Origin of the sequence: Novosphingobium sediminicola (assembly GCF_014196525.1) — a bacterium.
In the GTDB taxonomy this organism is placed as follows: domain Bacteria; phylum Pseudomonadota; class Alphaproteobacteria; order Sphingomonadales; family Sphingomonadaceae; genus Novosphingobium; species Novosphingobium sediminicola.
The window spans coordinates 171,859-184,454 of the sequence record NZ_JACIDX010000010.1; the positions used below are offsets into that span (position 1 = coordinate 171,859).

The following is a 12,596-nucleotide window of genomic DNA, read 5'->3' on the forward strand; positions in this document are numbered from 1 at the left end:
AGCCTCTCTTTTCGTCGTCGAAAGAGCGAAGGGCGATTACGCCTTGGCCATTTCAGCTTCGAGGTTCTGCACGATGGCTTCGAAGAACGCTTCGGTCGTCAGCCAGCCCTGTTCGGGGCCGATGAGCAGCGCGAGGTCCTTGGTCATCTTGCCGCTTTCGACGGTTTCGATGCAGACGCGTTCCAGCGTCTGAGCGAACTTCACCACTTCGGGGGTGTTGTCGAAACGGCCGCGATAGATCAGGCCGCGCGTCCACGCGAAGATCGAAGCGATCGGGTTGGTCGAAGTCGCCTTGCCCTGCTGGTGCTGGCGATAGTGGCGGGTCACGGTGCCGTGGGCCGCTTCGGCTTCGACGGTCTTGCCATCGGGCGACATCAGAACCGAGGTCATCAGGCCCAGCGAGCCAAAGCCCTGCGCAACGGTGTCCGACTGCACGTCGCCGTCATAGTTCTTGCACGCCCAGACGAACTTGCCCGACCACTTGAGGGCCGAGGCCACCATGTCGTCGATCAGGCGGTGTTCGTAGTGGATGCCGGCATCCTTGAACTTTTCAGCGAAACCTTCGGTGGCGAAGACTTCGGCGAACAGGTCCTTGAAGCGACCATCATACTTCTTGATGATGGTGTTCTTGGTCGACAGATACACCGGCCAACCCAGCGCGAGGCCATAGTTGAACGAGGCGCGGGCGAAATCGCGGATCGAATTGTCAAGGTTGTACATCGCCATGGCGACGCCCGACGAGGGGAAGTTGAACACTTCGCGGTCGATCACTTCGCCATTTTCGCCTTCCCAGACGAGGCGCAGCTTGCCCTTGCCGGGGACGAGGAAATCGGTGGCCTTGTACTGGTCACCAAAAGCGTGACGGCCGACCACGATGGGGTCGGTCCAGCCCGGCACCAGACGGGGCACGTTCGAGATCACGATCGGCTCGCGGAACACAACGCCGCCAAGGATGTTGCGGATCGTGCCGTTGGGGCTCTTCCACATTTCCTTGAGGTTGAATTCTTCGACGCGGGCTTCGTCGGGGGTGATGGTGGCGCACTTCACGCCGACGCCATATTCGCGGATCGCGTTGGCCGAATCGACCGTCACCTGGTCGTTGGTCGCGTCGCGGTTTTCCACCGACAGGTCGTAATACTTCAGGTCGATGTCCAGATAGGGCAGGATCAGTCGTTCACGGATCCACTGCCAAATGATCTTGGTCATTTCATCGCCGTCGATCTCGACAACGGGGTTGGCTACCTTGATTTTTGCCATGTGCTTTTGTTCCCTGGGGTGGAGTGGCTTGCATTCCCCCTAGCATAGGATTTCCGCCGCGCAAGGGCGGGTTTTCGCATTGGACGGCGCGGCGGCAGATAGTTTTTGATATTGCGAAGTCATAGCAAATAAACGCCCCGCCAGAGGCTTTCCGCCGGTCCCGCGCCCATGGGCAAGGCTATTTTAACGCGGCCGCTCTAGGTTAATCTGGCCGGAGCGCTTGTCTGCCTCCGATGAGGAGCTTTGCATGGGAGCCTTGCATGTCTGGCCTTGATGTCGATGTTATTTTGCGCACCCATAATCGCGCCGACATGCTGCCCGAGGCGGTGGCCTCCTTCTTTGCGGCCGATGCGCGCGGGATCAATGCTCGCCTGCTGGTGGTCGACAATGCATCGAGTGACAATACGCAGGCTGTACTGGCCGATTTGCAGGTGCGGTACGGAGAGGCTCTGGTGCCGCTGTATGAAGCGCGCCCCGGCCCGCAGCACGCGCTGAACGCGGCGCTTGGGGCTGTGCGCGGCCAGATCGTCGCCTGTTTTGACGATGACGAACGCATCGTACCGGGCTGGCTTCAGACCATCGCGCGTGAATTTGCCGATCCGGCCACTGATTATATCGCCGGACCCGTGCTGTTTCCTCAGGGCAGTTCCTTGCCCGAATGGCTGCCTGATGGGTTCAATGGCGCGCTGGGCTTTATCGATCATGGGGCCCAGCGCCGCCAATTCGTCCCCGGTTTTCACGGGATGCTGACGCAGGGGAATTGCGCGCTGCGTGCAAAGATCTTCGAAGAATTTGGCCCCTATCCCGACTGCTTTAACACCGCAGAGGATCGCTGGCTTAACCAATGGCTGACCGATCAGGGAAAGCGGGGCTTCTACTGCCCCGATTTCGGCGTGACCCATCTGTTGCAACCAGCGCGCGTCAATCGCGACTATTTCCGCCAATGGGCGCGACGGGAAGGGCGCGATCTGGCCACGTGCGATACGCTGCTCTCGCGGCCCAACATGCTGGCTCAGCGCTGGTATTGGCGCAAGATTGCCGGATGCGCAGCGCGGCGACTGGTGGGGGCGGGGACTTCGGCTGAGCGGTTCCGCGATGAATTGGAACTGCGCGTGGCGGTCAGCTATGCCGCCACCTGTTTAGGCCGCCGAGCGGCTGCCTAAACGCGCCATCGCCACCGCGTAAATTCGCGTGGTGATGGTGCTGATTTCGATGGTCGCGGGGTGGCGCACCAGAAACAGACAGGCCAGCCAGCACGGAATCCCTGCCACCGACAGCGCGATCAGTAGGCCCCAGCCGATATCGGCCGATCCCATGCCCATCCAGTCCTGCGCCACGATCAGCGGAATGCCCGCGCCATAGGCGGCCACCGCGCTGCGCCAATAGATGTTGAGCAGATCGACAAAGCGGAAATGCATCAGCCGCGCCAAAAACATGCCATAGATCGCCACCCAGAACAGGCCATAGACAATGCGACTGGCCGCTGCGGCCTCCACCCCGATAAAGCACGCCACGGTCAGACAGCCGATGATGATGGCCGTGTCGATCCAGTTTACCCAGATCAGCGTGCGAATACGGCCCAGCAGGATCGGCACATCCATCTGCAACGGCACCGCGACAAACAGCGTTTCAGAAAGCGCCGTCCATTTGAGCAGCACCGCGACGCCCGCCCATTTCGGCCCATAGAGCAAATGCACCAGTGGCCCTGCGGCCAGCCCCAGCCCGACCATCGCGGCCCAGTTCACCGCCGTGTTGCAGGCCGTCAGGTGCAGATAGGAGGGCGCCAGCGGATCGCCCGCATCGCGTTTGCGCGCAAAAGCGGGATAGAACACCGAGGTCAGCCCGCTTGTCACCAGCGTCGAGAGCTGGGCTGAAAGCGCGGTGGCGCGGCTGAACAGGCCGGTGGCCATGACGCCCAGCAGGCGGGCCACGATCAGATCCTGCGTGCGCATGCCGATGGCGCCGCTGGCGCTGATGAAAAAGGAATTGGCGCTAAAGGAAAGCAGGGGCCGCGTTGTGGCCCAATCGCGCGGAAAGCGCGGCACAACCGGACGAAACCGCATGACGATGCCGGTGCGCAAAAACGCCGCCAGCAGCAGGCCCCATGCCATCGAGGCCGGACCAAACCCATGCGCGGCCAGATAGATGCTGAGCAAGCCGCCCGACAAAGAGCTGAGAATATTGGCGAAAAACAGCGCGCGGAAATTCATCTCGCGCGTCAGCAGGCCCACCGGGATCAGCGCAAAGGGATTGATGAAGCTGGCCGCCGCGATAATCAGCGTCAGCCGGATCAGCGTGGGATCGTGATAGACATGGCTGATCACCGGCGCCAGCGCGCCCAGCACCACCGCCACGCCGCAAGCAATGGAAACCGCAACCCCGGCGTATTCGCGCACATGGGCCGGGTCCATCGCCCTTTGCCCCGAGACAAACCGCGTGATCCCGGCATCCTGAAACATCGAGACCAGCATCGAGGCGGCCAGCGCTACCGAATAGACGCCAAACTCCGAGGGACTGAGATAGAGCCGGGAGATGACGACGCTGACGCCGAACTGGATGATAAAGGCCAGATATTGTGAGGCCATGGACCATGCGATGGATGCGCGAATCGACATGGGTTCAGCAACCGAGCGTGATGCGGGGCAGGGGAGAGATCATAGTCCCAAGCTCTAGCCATCAGAGGTAAAGATTTACCCCGACGGTTCCTGCCTTCTGCGCAAAAAGCGCGCCAAACAAAAAACCCGCCAGCCTTGCGGCGTGGCGGGTTTTTGAATGGTGGGCGTAGGAAGGATTGAACTTCCGACCCCTGCGATGTCAACGCAACGAGGGTGATTCACAATGGCGGATTTCTGCGGTTTTTGCACCGGGCCTTGTGAGAACATGTGCGGAACAAACAGCCTTTTTGCGTGTGATTCACGCAAAACTCACGCAAGTTTTTTGGGCGAATTCCATGGGCCAATTCGTCGCCGTTGGGCCTGCCAAAGGATACACCTTAGCGCCAGCGCATCGCTACGCTCGATGGGTTGATTCGCGATCATAAGGCAAAGCAAAAGGCCTAAAGGCCGCTGTTGCGAGGAGGGGCAGAAAGACGACAGCGGCCTTGAAGAACATGCCCCAGCCCTCGATGGAAAGGCTGGGGCTGATACTGTGCATAGGCCGCGCATGCAAATTTGCACGCCCGCTTTCGCCCACTTGCGGACATTCGAAAATCGTAGTTACGATGCGCTATGGTATCTGAAGTTCCTCATTTTCATGATGGCTTGCTCACCGGAATCGTTCTCGGCGAACAAAGTGCGACTGTCTATCTGCGCCAATCAACGGGCGAGGAGTACACGCTGACGCTTTCCGGCCTTGAGGTGCTCCAGATGGAGGACTTCCGGCAAGGCAATATCATCTCAATGGTGGAAGTGGTGAGTGGTCGCTTACCTTATGAACACGCGGGCCTTGAGCGTCTGTTCAAGCCCCCTCATCCCAAGGCAACTGAGGAGTACCAAAAGGCGCACGCGATCGTTATGGAGAGGCAAGCCGCTCGGATTGCTTCCGGCGAAGTCTCTCTTCTCGTAATCGTGCCCTCGTACGGAGCCGACCTGCTCGCGATCTGTCGAGAGGTAAAGGCTGCCGTTCGCGATGGAAACGGCAGCTAGCCACCATAACTAGACGGGCGGCAAACGCCCAGTTGCGGACATTGCGCTTGATCGGGTCCAATCGGAAGCTAAGTTGAGCGGCTTATGGCCAATGCTCCGCTAGATTCCATTGAATGGCACGACCTTCCCCTTGCAAGCCTCTCGATCAGTGAGTGCGGGGTTGCGCTGGTTGTTATGCCGTGGATTGAATCCACATATACTTATGCTCGTTTTGTTCTGAAGATTACGGACGCAAGGAGCATAAACTTGGACGTCAATGGAACGTTGTCACTTGCTGATTTCACGAATCTGGAAGTAAGTAAATTTGAATACGAAATCTGCTCGAACGGGCGCATAAGCGGGACGGTAGGCATCCTTGCCGGAGGGGCGGGCTACTGGGAAATTTCGGTTGCAAGCGCCACATGGTCGTTTGAGGCGGTTTGACCGCTTCCCACCATAACGAGACAGGCGGCTCGCGCCCACTTGCAGACATTCCCAAGTCCGCCCAAACTGCATCAATGAGTTTTCCGAATGAGACACTTGACGCTGCTCATCGCCATTCCGCCAATCACAAGGCGGAGTTGGAGCGTAGTGAGGTTTGTGGCTGCTTCTTCTGTGAGAAGGCGTTCGCAGTCAAAGATATTGCGGAATGGGTAGACGACGAAAGCGGAACGGCCCTCTGCCCTCGTTGCGGCGTAGATGCGGTGATCGGCTCTGCGTCCGGCTTCCCAGTCGCTGACGCGAAGTTCATCGGCGCGATGCGCGAACGATGGTTCAATTGAAAGTCCGCAATCCACCACATTCCGACGATAAGCGGCGTTCCGGACACGACGACCTTGCGGACCAATGTACCATGGAGCAAGGGCGGTGACCCAACTCAGTTTGCCTGATCACCGCCCCCATGCCGCTTGCGAATGCGGTGTCAGACGTCATTCCTGCGCCGCGCCTGCATCCGGCCAAGGCCCATGCGATAGGCGAATGGCGTAGTGGCCTGCGTAGACGTCTGGGCATAGCACTGGGTGCCGCCCAAAGAGCTGCCCGTGGTATCGAGTCGGGGCGTGATGCGATAGAAATCGAACGCCCCACCTGCTGCATCAAGCAAGCTATCGTCGATGAACATGCCGGTTCCGCCATCGATAATGCGCGTCAGCAGAGAGGTCACCGACTGCGCCTGAATGGTTATGGCGCTTGTCGATTGCACGCCCGCCAGCGTTACGCCGGTTGTGCCATAATAGCGGCCGATTGTGCTGTGTTTGGCATAGCGCACACGGCCCCCAGCGGTAAGCCAATCACCAGCGGCCATGCGTGCAGCCACCGTGTTCACATTGCCGCTATTCACCTGAAGGCCAGTTGCCGCAGCAGCCGATCCGGACGCCTCGACAACGAAGCGCGGGAACCCATCGGCATCTGTTTCATTGGCCACGGTTACAGTTGCCGTCCCCGCCGTGATGGCAGTTTGCATGGCCGTGTTGGACAGCGACCATCCATAGGGAATGCCGCTGGCTGCCACAGTGCTGATCGAGGATGTGCCGGTGGTTGTGGTCAGGTTGGTTCCGACAGCGGCAGTCGGGTCCATCAGGCCGTTCATCACCATGTTACGACCGATTGTTCCTTCGGCCATGGTGGTCAGGTTGTAATTGCCGATGTCCTGCTCAAACCAAAGCTGCGCGTTCGCGGGCATTGATGTGGCGGCGGTAAAGGTGATGGCCCATACGCCGGTCGCAAAATCAAGCGAACCGGAGGTAATGCCGGTGCCGGTGATAGCGCCCGTGCTCGTGTTGGCCTGCCCGATAGGCGCCCCATTGATGGAGATCAGCGTGGGGGCAGCCGTGCCGGTAAACCCGGTTCGCATGGTCGGGGGAAGCGTCCCGCTGAACGCAGTCCCAGAACCCGTCCCTCGCGCAGCGTACCAGTTATTCCGGGTCGGCCGCTGATCCAGCGTTGGCGAATTGGCATAATCGGCATCCACGGTTGCCTTGAACGCCGCCGCCACCTTGTAGGCGCAAAGCTGGTTTCCGTGCAGTTGCAGATTATCGTACAAACCCTTTTGGGGCAGGTAAGCCGTCCCGCTGCTGGTATCCAGCACCTGCGACCAGGTATCGGCCACGCGGACCCAAGGGCGGTTATATCGCAGGCCGGGGATGCCGTAATAGACGCCGTTGACCGTCGAGACGAAATTGGCAGCGCTCGACTGCACCCATTCGTTGACGATCCGCAGATGGTCATAGGTGGCGATCCTGCCGCCGCTGGGGCTGGCGTTATAGGTCAGATAGACTGTAGTCGGGGCCGTGCCGCCAAAGGTGTAAACGCCGCCGCTGGTGACGGTGTACTGATCCTGTCCGGGGGCGCTTGCCACCTTGACCAGCGGACGGGGCGAACCAGATGCAAAAACCCCCACAACGCCAACCGCACCGAAGCTCTCGCCATCCACAAAGTTGGTGGTATTGGTGGCCGTGCAGGTGCCGCCAGAGACAGCTTTGCTTTCCATCGGGAAGCAGGAATCGCCGCGCGGAAACTCGGTCCCGACATACCAGCACTTGCCCGCAGTACCATAAGCATCAGCAATATCAGCCATGGTCCGCAGGGTGTTCCAAGCAGTCTGTGGCGTGTTGTAATAGGGGTATCCCACATCGTTGACGCTGGCCGAACACGTAATGATATGCTGGCCGGTTTGCGTCAGGACGGTCGCCTTCCCATCCGAATTATAGCTGTAATAATAGTCCCTCGCCTGACCGGTCACATCACCCGCAGGGTTTCCAGAAGTGGTGATGCTGGTGGTCTGGTCGCGGTATTTTTGTGCCAGCGTGGTCGATGCGCCAACGCCATGGTTATAGCCTTGGTCGATCAGCCAGCGGTTGTTGCACATGGCCTGAATAAACCCGGCCATGTTATAGGCCGTGCCGAAACCGCCCTGCGCGGTGGCCGTGCTGGACGCAACGGCAAAGCCCCCCATGCTGGCGGTTCGGCTGTCACCATCGTATTTTGCAGTGCTCAAAGCCTGAAGGATCAGGACGCCCCGAGAAACGCTCTGCGGCCCCGGTCCATAGACATTGCGCGCCGCCACACGATAGAAATAGACATTCCCGGTCGAAACCGTGTTGTCGGCATAGGGAAGGCTGACATTGGTGGCCAAGAGGGTTTCTGCGCCAACAGTGGTCCCGCGATAGATGTCATAGCCAGTGACGGCTGAGCCGCCATTGCTGGCGGGCGGGTTGGCATTGACAGTGCAGGAGTTGTTGCCGCTGGACAGCGAGATATTGCGGGGGATGCTTGGCGGCCCGGCGGATACCGTCAGGGTGATGGGATATTCAACTGCAACTGCCCCAAGCACCTCGCGCACAACAGCCGTTTGGGATTCCCCATAGCTGATAGCCGTGTATGCGAAGATGTCTGCACCCTGAGCAAACAGATTTACATTGGTCCCAGTCGCCAGCGATAGGGTCGAGGCCGAGCCAAGCATACGCTGAATGGTATGGACGATACCCGCAGAATTGCTCACGCCGACGCTTTTGGCGCGAGGCGTAGCGCGAATGCGGCCAGCGCGCTTGCCGCGCTCAAAATCAGAAGCACTCATGGATTGCCCCTTACCGCGATGCCCGAACCGTGCAGGCAGGTTCCCCGGAGGCCGCTACCCAGCGCATCTTGCCGCCCCCGGTGAACTGATAGACGCCCGCCGCCGTAATGGTGCTGTAAGGCCCATTGTCGTTCTGATCGTAGAACGCGCCCAGCGGGGTCGTTGCATCGGTCAGGTCGCGATAGATCGTGATGGCCCCCGTCACATTGCGAAATTCCAGTTCGACAAAGCCCCACAGCCGCGCGTCGAGCGGATCGCTGCTGCCGTTTTTCCATTCCTGCGGCGGGGCGATGTTGTCGGTATAGGTCAAAATCATCTCAGGGTTCCTTGGTCAAACCCTGCGCCCACAGATGGGCCGAGAGGGCATAGGAATAGTTCTGGTCGCAGATCCGCAAATCCGCCTCGCTGATGGTCAGCGCCGCCACGATGGGGCCGGGGGTGGGGCTTTCAGGAATTGCGGAACCGTCACCTTGGGCGGCGCGGGCTGGATCGGGCGCGGATGCGCGCAGGCGGTGAGCGGCAATATAGGCAGCAAGGCGAGCATCACCCTGCGCCAGCGCGGCGTCATGTTGGGCATCGGCATTGTCGGCAAGGCTCCTATAGCGGGTTTCGGCGGCGGCTTTTGCGGAGGCGGCGGCCTTGCGCTCGGCGGCAAAGGAGGCCTGCGCATCGAGCAGTTTGTTCTGCCAATCCTCGGCGCGGCGGAATTGCCAAGCGGCATAGGCCAGCGCGAGGATCGCCAGCGCGGCCCAGCATCGCGCCGTGCTGGCGGTGATCCAGCGCAACGCCGCGCCGATTCGCCCCCAGATGCCAAAGGCCTTGATCGCGGCCCAGATCGCGGCGGGGCCGATCATGTGGCATCCTTCAGGCAAATCGCCTGCTCTCTTTTGCGCCGCGCGACGATGCCGGGGACCACGCGGCCACCGGCCTTGTTGAACCAAGTCAGGCTGGTACACGCCGCACGGATCTGGCCCGCGTTGATCTGGCGGCGCATGGTGCTGGCGCAATAGGTGGGCCACCCGACATGATGGCCCAGACTGAGTGCGGCATAGCGCACATGGTCGCGGCGCGGGATCGAGAGCGCGAGGCCGGGGGTGCAGGCCATCACGCGGGCGCCGTCAGCAGTCAGGCGGTCCACCAGCATCTGGGCGCATTGGCCCTCGGTAAACTCGCGGCCCACCATGATGCCTTCGCCCGTCAGCCCATCGCAGGCCGTGGCCACGCCGATCATATCGAGATAGACTCGCAGATATTGCTTGCCGCTGATATTCGTGATCGTGGCGGTTCCGGCTTGAGGCGAGACGGTAACCGCCACCTTGCGGCCGGATTCCTCCATCGGGATCTCGGTCAGCACCAGTTGCGTGGTGGCCGGGCCGATCAGGGCCAGCAGCGCCGCCACCAGCACGACAACGCCGCCCTTCTTGGGCTGGCCGGTTTCAGGCTGCGTTGCCATCGGGCTTGCTCCCTTGCTGGAGCAGGCGCAGCGCCGTGGGCGCGGCAAAAACCGCCAGCCCAGCCAGCGCCGAGGTTAGCGGGCGCCAGCGTTCGGGCACATAGGCGACAAGGCTCGTGAGGATCTGGGGCTGCGCCACCAGCGCGCCCGCCAGCACACCGGCCAGCGCGGCCATGCGCACCGACCACCAGCGCCAGGCCTGACGCGCATCATCAACCAAGGTCATCGGATTTCCCTTTGCGGTGGCGCTTGGGGTTCTTGATCCAGCCAAGCGCGATGAGTTTTTCGAGGATTGTCAGCACCATCACGGCAAGGCCCGCTGCCGTGACAAGGTGGGGCAGAACCTCAAGGAATTTGATCAAAGCAATCACCGCCAGAGCGAGAAGGAAGTCCCACCAGCCGCGCAGCGAGAGCGGCGCGGAATGCAGGGCGACAAGAGCCTGCGCGGTGGCGTCGGCCGGGATCTGCGACAGATCGGCCATCATTCGCCCCCTGCTGGCGCTTGCGGCCAAACTACGGCGGCGGGCGTGGCATAGGTTTCGGTAATGTCGCGCAGGGCTTGACGATAAGCCACCCATGCCGCACGGGTGGCCTCCGGCACATCAGGAAACTGCGTCCAATCGCAGGCCGTCAGCAGCCCTTGCCGCCGCGCGCGCACATCGCGCCAAAGATCTTCCATGCTGGGCTCAACGGCTGATGCCGTCAGGCCATCCTCTGACAGGAGATAGGCGCCGACCGAAGGAACCTCGACCGCAACCTCTCCTGCCAGCAGTTGCGCGTTGGCCTGCTCGATGGCGCTGGCCTGCCAGATCAGGCGGGCATTCTGACCCGGCGCACCAAGGGCAAAATACATCAGCGATACCTCCGCAGCGTCATGAGGCTGGCGCCGCCCGGCGTGATCCGCAACGTTGGCCCGCCACTCCACCATGCGAATTGGACGTTATGCGTGCCTGGGCCGACCGACAGGCGGCCCATAAGCGAGACGCTGTCCGAGGCCGTGACGCCGCCGGTCGTAAAAACCCCCACGCCATCAATATAGATCGTGCATTGCCATTCGACGGGAGAGCCGGAATAGGACTGCTTGGCCACGGCCAGGGCGAGAATGTCGCCCGCCATGCTCATCTCGACATTATATGAGATTACAATGTTATAGGTGCCGGGATGATAGACTGGTTCTGAACTTCCCAGATCCTGATTCCAGACGTACTCAGTCCATGGCGCACCACCGTAAAAGGTGCCGCCATTGTAGGCCTGCTGCATGGCCGTGATGCCATCGGTTTCGATATTGTCGGCCCGGACAGAACCCGCGATCAGCAGGGAACCACTGATCCGAACATTGCCGGTGATGTCAAAGCCCGCATATCCGGCGCTGGCCCGCAATTCGATGGAGGCGCGGTTGTCTCCGCTAACCGCCGTCACGCGCCAATAGGCATCCGCCGAGCCCAGATTGGCGATGGCGGAAGCCTGCGCCGTTACCGTGGCGGACAGGCCATTGGCCTGCGCCTGGACGCTGCTGATTGTGGCTGCCTGCGCGGCGATGGCGTTGGAGAGGGCGGTATAATTGCCCGATACGGTGGCGGTCAGACCGTTGTAATTCGTGTTCAGCGAGGAAATCTGCGCCGCAACGCTGGCCACCGCATCGGTGCGCGCGGTTGTTTCCGCGCTGATCGCGGCGGCATTGGCGCCGATGCTGGCCGAAAAGTTAGAAACCTGCGATGCCAAGGCGCTGATCGCATCGGCCCGCGCGATTACCTCAGAATGGATGGCAGACGCATTTTCGCCAAGGCTTGTCGAGATGGACGAAATCTGCGCAGCCAACGCACTGATGGCGTTGGCTCGAACGATAGCTTCATTGGCGATGCTGGCCGTTACGATTTCGTTCTTATCATTGATGATGCTGACAAGATCGAAGTCTTTGCTTTCCAGCGCCGAGGCAAGAATTTGCATCACCTGCTTGCCGGTCAGGTCATCGCTCAGCAGGTTGCCATCGAAAGCGCCCATGTTGATCGCGCCAGCGGGTACGCCAAGGGCCGTCAGGCTCAAAGGATCGCTGCTAGACCTGAGCGCGGGCGCGCCGGTTGCAGGATCGAAACCGAGATAGTAACCCTTGCGGCGGTCGGCGGGCGGCAGAACGGCGGCTTCATCGCCCATGGGGAGGCGAAGTGCATGGCGAAGATCGCGAGCCAAGGCCTGATCGCGCAGCGCGGCTTGGTCATATCCCCGGTTGACGGGATCGGCCAGCCACGCCGCGCCATCGGCAAATTCAATGTCCTGCGTGAAGGACGGGGCGAGAACCGGCCGAATGGCTGCGCCAGCGGGCGGAGCCACGGCAAACAGCACGGTGCCGGTCGAAGGGGAGGGGCCAGCGAGAGCGACAGAGAATGCAGCGCGATCCTGCTCAACCCCATCGACATATACCGATACCTGATCGCCGGTCAGAACCTGAAAATCAAAGGGGAACGCCACCACCACCCCGTCGCCGTAATAGGGGCCTGAAATGGCATTGGTGGTTCCGATTGGCATATCCGCGCGCTCCTTGCCCGGTGGGCTTACGGGGGGAGCGCGCGGGCTTGAATCGCGCGGGGGTTAGGGGGCTTTAGTGGGCGAATTCTTTTTGGGGGCCGAAGTGGCGTTTCCCAGGGGATATGAGATGGCACGCGTTGGATCAGGCTGCCCTGAGGCGGCTTAG

At 61.0% G+C, this 12,596-nt stretch carries 14 protein-coding genes; 4 read left to right on the top strand and 10 right to left on the bottom strand.

All coding sequences use genetic code 11. From position 1 onward, the window contains the following. Positions 1-36: 36 nt before the first annotated feature. On the bottom strand, positions 37-1,257 hold the full coding sequence (locus GGR38_RS14185) for an NADP-dependent isocitrate dehydrogenase (protein ID WP_183626608.1): 1,221 nt from the start codon (positions 1,255-1,257) through the stop codon (positions 37-39). A gap of 260 nt (positions 1,258-1,517) precedes the next feature. Between GGR38_RS14185 and GGR38_RS14190 the strand changes: the two genes are divergently transcribed. Continuing rightward, entirely contained in the window at positions 1,518-2,420 is a 903-nt protein-coding gene (locus tag GGR38_RS14190; protein ID WP_183626610.1) for a glycosyltransferase family 2 protein, read from the top strand. Here GGR38_RS14190 and GGR38_RS14195 read toward each other — a convergent pair. After that, complete coding sequence (locus tag GGR38_RS14195) at positions 2,397-3,872, bottom strand: oligosaccharide flippase family protein (RefSeq protein ID WP_183626612.1); 1,476 nt, start codon at positions 3,870-3,872, stop codon at positions 2,397-2,399. The genes GGR38_RS14190 and GGR38_RS14195 overlap by 24 nt on opposite strands. Before the next feature lie 612 nt (positions 3,873-4,484). On the opposite strand from GGR38_RS14195, the gene GGR38_RS14200 reads away from it, so the two are divergent. The 3 genes from GGR38_RS14200 to GGR38_RS14210 all read left to right on the top strand — a co-directional run bounded on the left by GGR38_RS14200 (position 4,485) and on the right by GGR38_RS14210 (position 5,662). Continuing rightward, positions 4,485-4,901 (top strand): hypothetical protein, encoded by a 417-nt coding sequence (locus GGR38_RS14200; protein ID WP_183626614.1) that lies wholly within the window; start codon positions 4,485-4,487, stop codon positions 4,899-4,901. Positions 4,902-4,985: 84 nt separating this feature from the next. Continuing rightward, on the top strand, positions 4,986-5,324 hold the full coding sequence (locus GGR38_RS14205) for a hypothetical protein (protein ID WP_183626616.1): 339 nt from the start codon (positions 4,986-4,988) through the stop codon (positions 5,322-5,324). Further along, the gene (locus GGR38_RS14210; RefSeq protein WP_221227107.1) at positions 5,321-5,662 is read left to right on the top strand and encodes a hypothetical protein; all 342 of its coding nucleotides are present in this window, start codon (positions 5,321-5,323) and stop codon (positions 5,660-5,662) included. Before GGR38_RS14205 ends, GGR38_RS14210 begins: the two co-directional genes overlap by 4 nt. Before the next feature lie 140 nt (positions 5,663-5,802). Here GGR38_RS14210 and GGR38_RS14215 read toward each other — a convergent pair whose 3' ends face one another. From GGR38_RS14215 to GGR38_RS14250, 8 genes are read right to left on the bottom strand one after another with little or no spacing between them, the layout of a single operon-like run. After that, on the bottom strand, positions 5,803-8,454 hold the full coding sequence (locus GGR38_RS14215) for a fibronectin type III domain-containing protein (protein ID WP_183626618.1): 2,652 nt from the start codon (positions 8,452-8,454) through the stop codon (positions 5,803-5,805). Between the two features lie 10 nt (positions 8,455-8,464). Continuing rightward, complete coding sequence (locus tag GGR38_RS14220; protein ID WP_183626620.1) at positions 8,465-8,770, bottom strand: hypothetical protein; 306 nt, start codon at positions 8,768-8,770, stop codon at positions 8,465-8,467. A gap of 1 nt (position 8,771) precedes the next feature. Then, positions 8,772-9,308, bottom strand: coding sequence for a hypothetical protein (locus GGR38_RS14225; RefSeq protein ID WP_183626622.1), 537 nt, complete (start codon positions 9,306-9,308; stop codon positions 8,772-8,774). Further along, positions 9,305-9,907 (bottom strand): glycoside hydrolase family protein, encoded by a 603-nt coding sequence (locus GGR38_RS14230; protein WP_183626624.1) that lies wholly within the window; start codon positions 9,905-9,907, stop codon positions 9,305-9,307. Before GGR38_RS14230 ends, GGR38_RS14225 begins: the two co-directional genes overlap by 4 nt. After that, positions 9,891-10,133 (bottom strand): DUF7940 domain-containing protein, encoded by a 243-nt coding sequence (locus GGR38_RS14235; RefSeq protein WP_183626626.1) that lies wholly within the window; start codon positions 10,131-10,133, stop codon positions 9,891-9,893. Before GGR38_RS14235 ends, GGR38_RS14230 begins: the two co-directional genes overlap by 17 nt. Beyond that, the gene (locus GGR38_RS14240; RefSeq protein WP_183626628.1) at positions 10,120-10,389 is read right to left on the bottom strand and encodes a hypothetical protein; all 270 of its coding nucleotides are present in this window, start codon (positions 10,387-10,389) and stop codon (positions 10,120-10,122) included. The genes GGR38_RS14235 and GGR38_RS14240 overlap by 14 nt, the downstream gene beginning before the upstream one ends. Beyond that, complete coding sequence (locus tag GGR38_RS14245; RefSeq protein ID WP_183626630.1) at positions 10,389-10,760, bottom strand: tail fiber assembly protein; 372 nt, start codon at positions 10,758-10,760, stop codon at positions 10,389-10,391. Before GGR38_RS14245 ends, GGR38_RS14240 begins: the two co-directional genes overlap by 1 nt. Beyond that, positions 10,760-12,430 (bottom strand): hypothetical protein, encoded by a 1,671-nt coding sequence (locus tag GGR38_RS14250; RefSeq protein WP_183626632.1) that lies wholly within the window; start codon positions 12,428-12,430, stop codon positions 10,760-10,762. Before GGR38_RS14250 ends, GGR38_RS14245 begins: the two co-directional genes overlap by 1 nt. Between the last annotated feature and the right edge of the window lie 166 nt (positions 12,431-12,596).

What these genes read in the sequence shown, in the direction of transcription:
- GGR38_RS14185 (WP_183626608.1), bottom strand. Translation starts at nt 1,257, where the DNA reads ATGGCAAAAATCAAGGTAGCCAACCCCGTTGTCGAGATCGACGGCGAT.
- GGR38_RS14190 (WP_183626610.1), top strand. Translation starts at nt 1,518, where the DNA reads ATGTCTGGCCTTGATGTCGATGTTATTTTGCGCACCCATAATCGCGCC.
- GGR38_RS14195 (WP_183626612.1), bottom strand. Translation starts at nt 3,872, where the DNA reads ATGTCGATTCGCGCATCCATCGCATGGTCCATGGCCTCACAATATCTG.
- GGR38_RS14200 (WP_183626614.1), top strand. Translation starts at nt 4,485, where the DNA reads ATGGTATCTGAAGTTCCTCATTTTCATGATGGCTTGCTCACCGGAATC.
- GGR38_RS14205 (WP_183626616.1), top strand. Translation starts at nt 4,986, where the DNA reads ATGGCCAATGCTCCGCTAGATTCCATTGAATGGCACGACCTTCCCCTT.
- GGR38_RS14215 (WP_183626618.1), bottom strand. Translation starts at nt 8,454, where the DNA reads ATGAGTGCTTCTGATTTTGAGCGCGGCAAGCGCGCTGGCCGCATTCGC.
- GGR38_RS14220 (WP_183626620.1), bottom strand. Translation starts at nt 8,770, where the DNA reads ATGATTTTGACCTATACCGACAACATCGCCCCGCCGCAGGAATGGAAA.
- GGR38_RS14225 (WP_183626622.1), bottom strand. Translation starts at nt 9,308, where the DNA reads ATGATCGGCCCCGCCGCGATCTGGGCCGCGATCAAGGCCTTTGGCATC.
- GGR38_RS14230 (WP_183626624.1), bottom strand. Translation starts at nt 9,907, where the DNA reads ATGGCAACGCAGCCTGAAACCGGCCAGCCCAAGAAGGGCGGCGTTGTC.
- GGR38_RS14235 (WP_183626626.1), bottom strand. Translation starts at nt 10,133, where the DNA reads ATGACCTTGGTTGATGATGCGCGTCAGGCCTGGCGCTGGTGGTCGGTG.
- GGR38_RS14240 (WP_183626628.1), bottom strand. Translation starts at nt 10,389, where the DNA reads ATGGCCGATCTGTCGCAGATCCCGGCCGACGCCACCGCGCAGGCTCTT.
- GGR38_RS14245 (WP_183626630.1), bottom strand. Translation starts at nt 10,760, where the DNA reads ATGTATTTTGCCCTTGGTGCGCCGGGTCAGAATGCCCGCCTGATCTGG.
- GGR38_RS14250 (WP_183626632.1), bottom strand. Translation starts at nt 12,430, where the DNA reads ATGCCAATCGGAACCACCAATGCCATTTCAGGCCCCTATTACGGCGAC.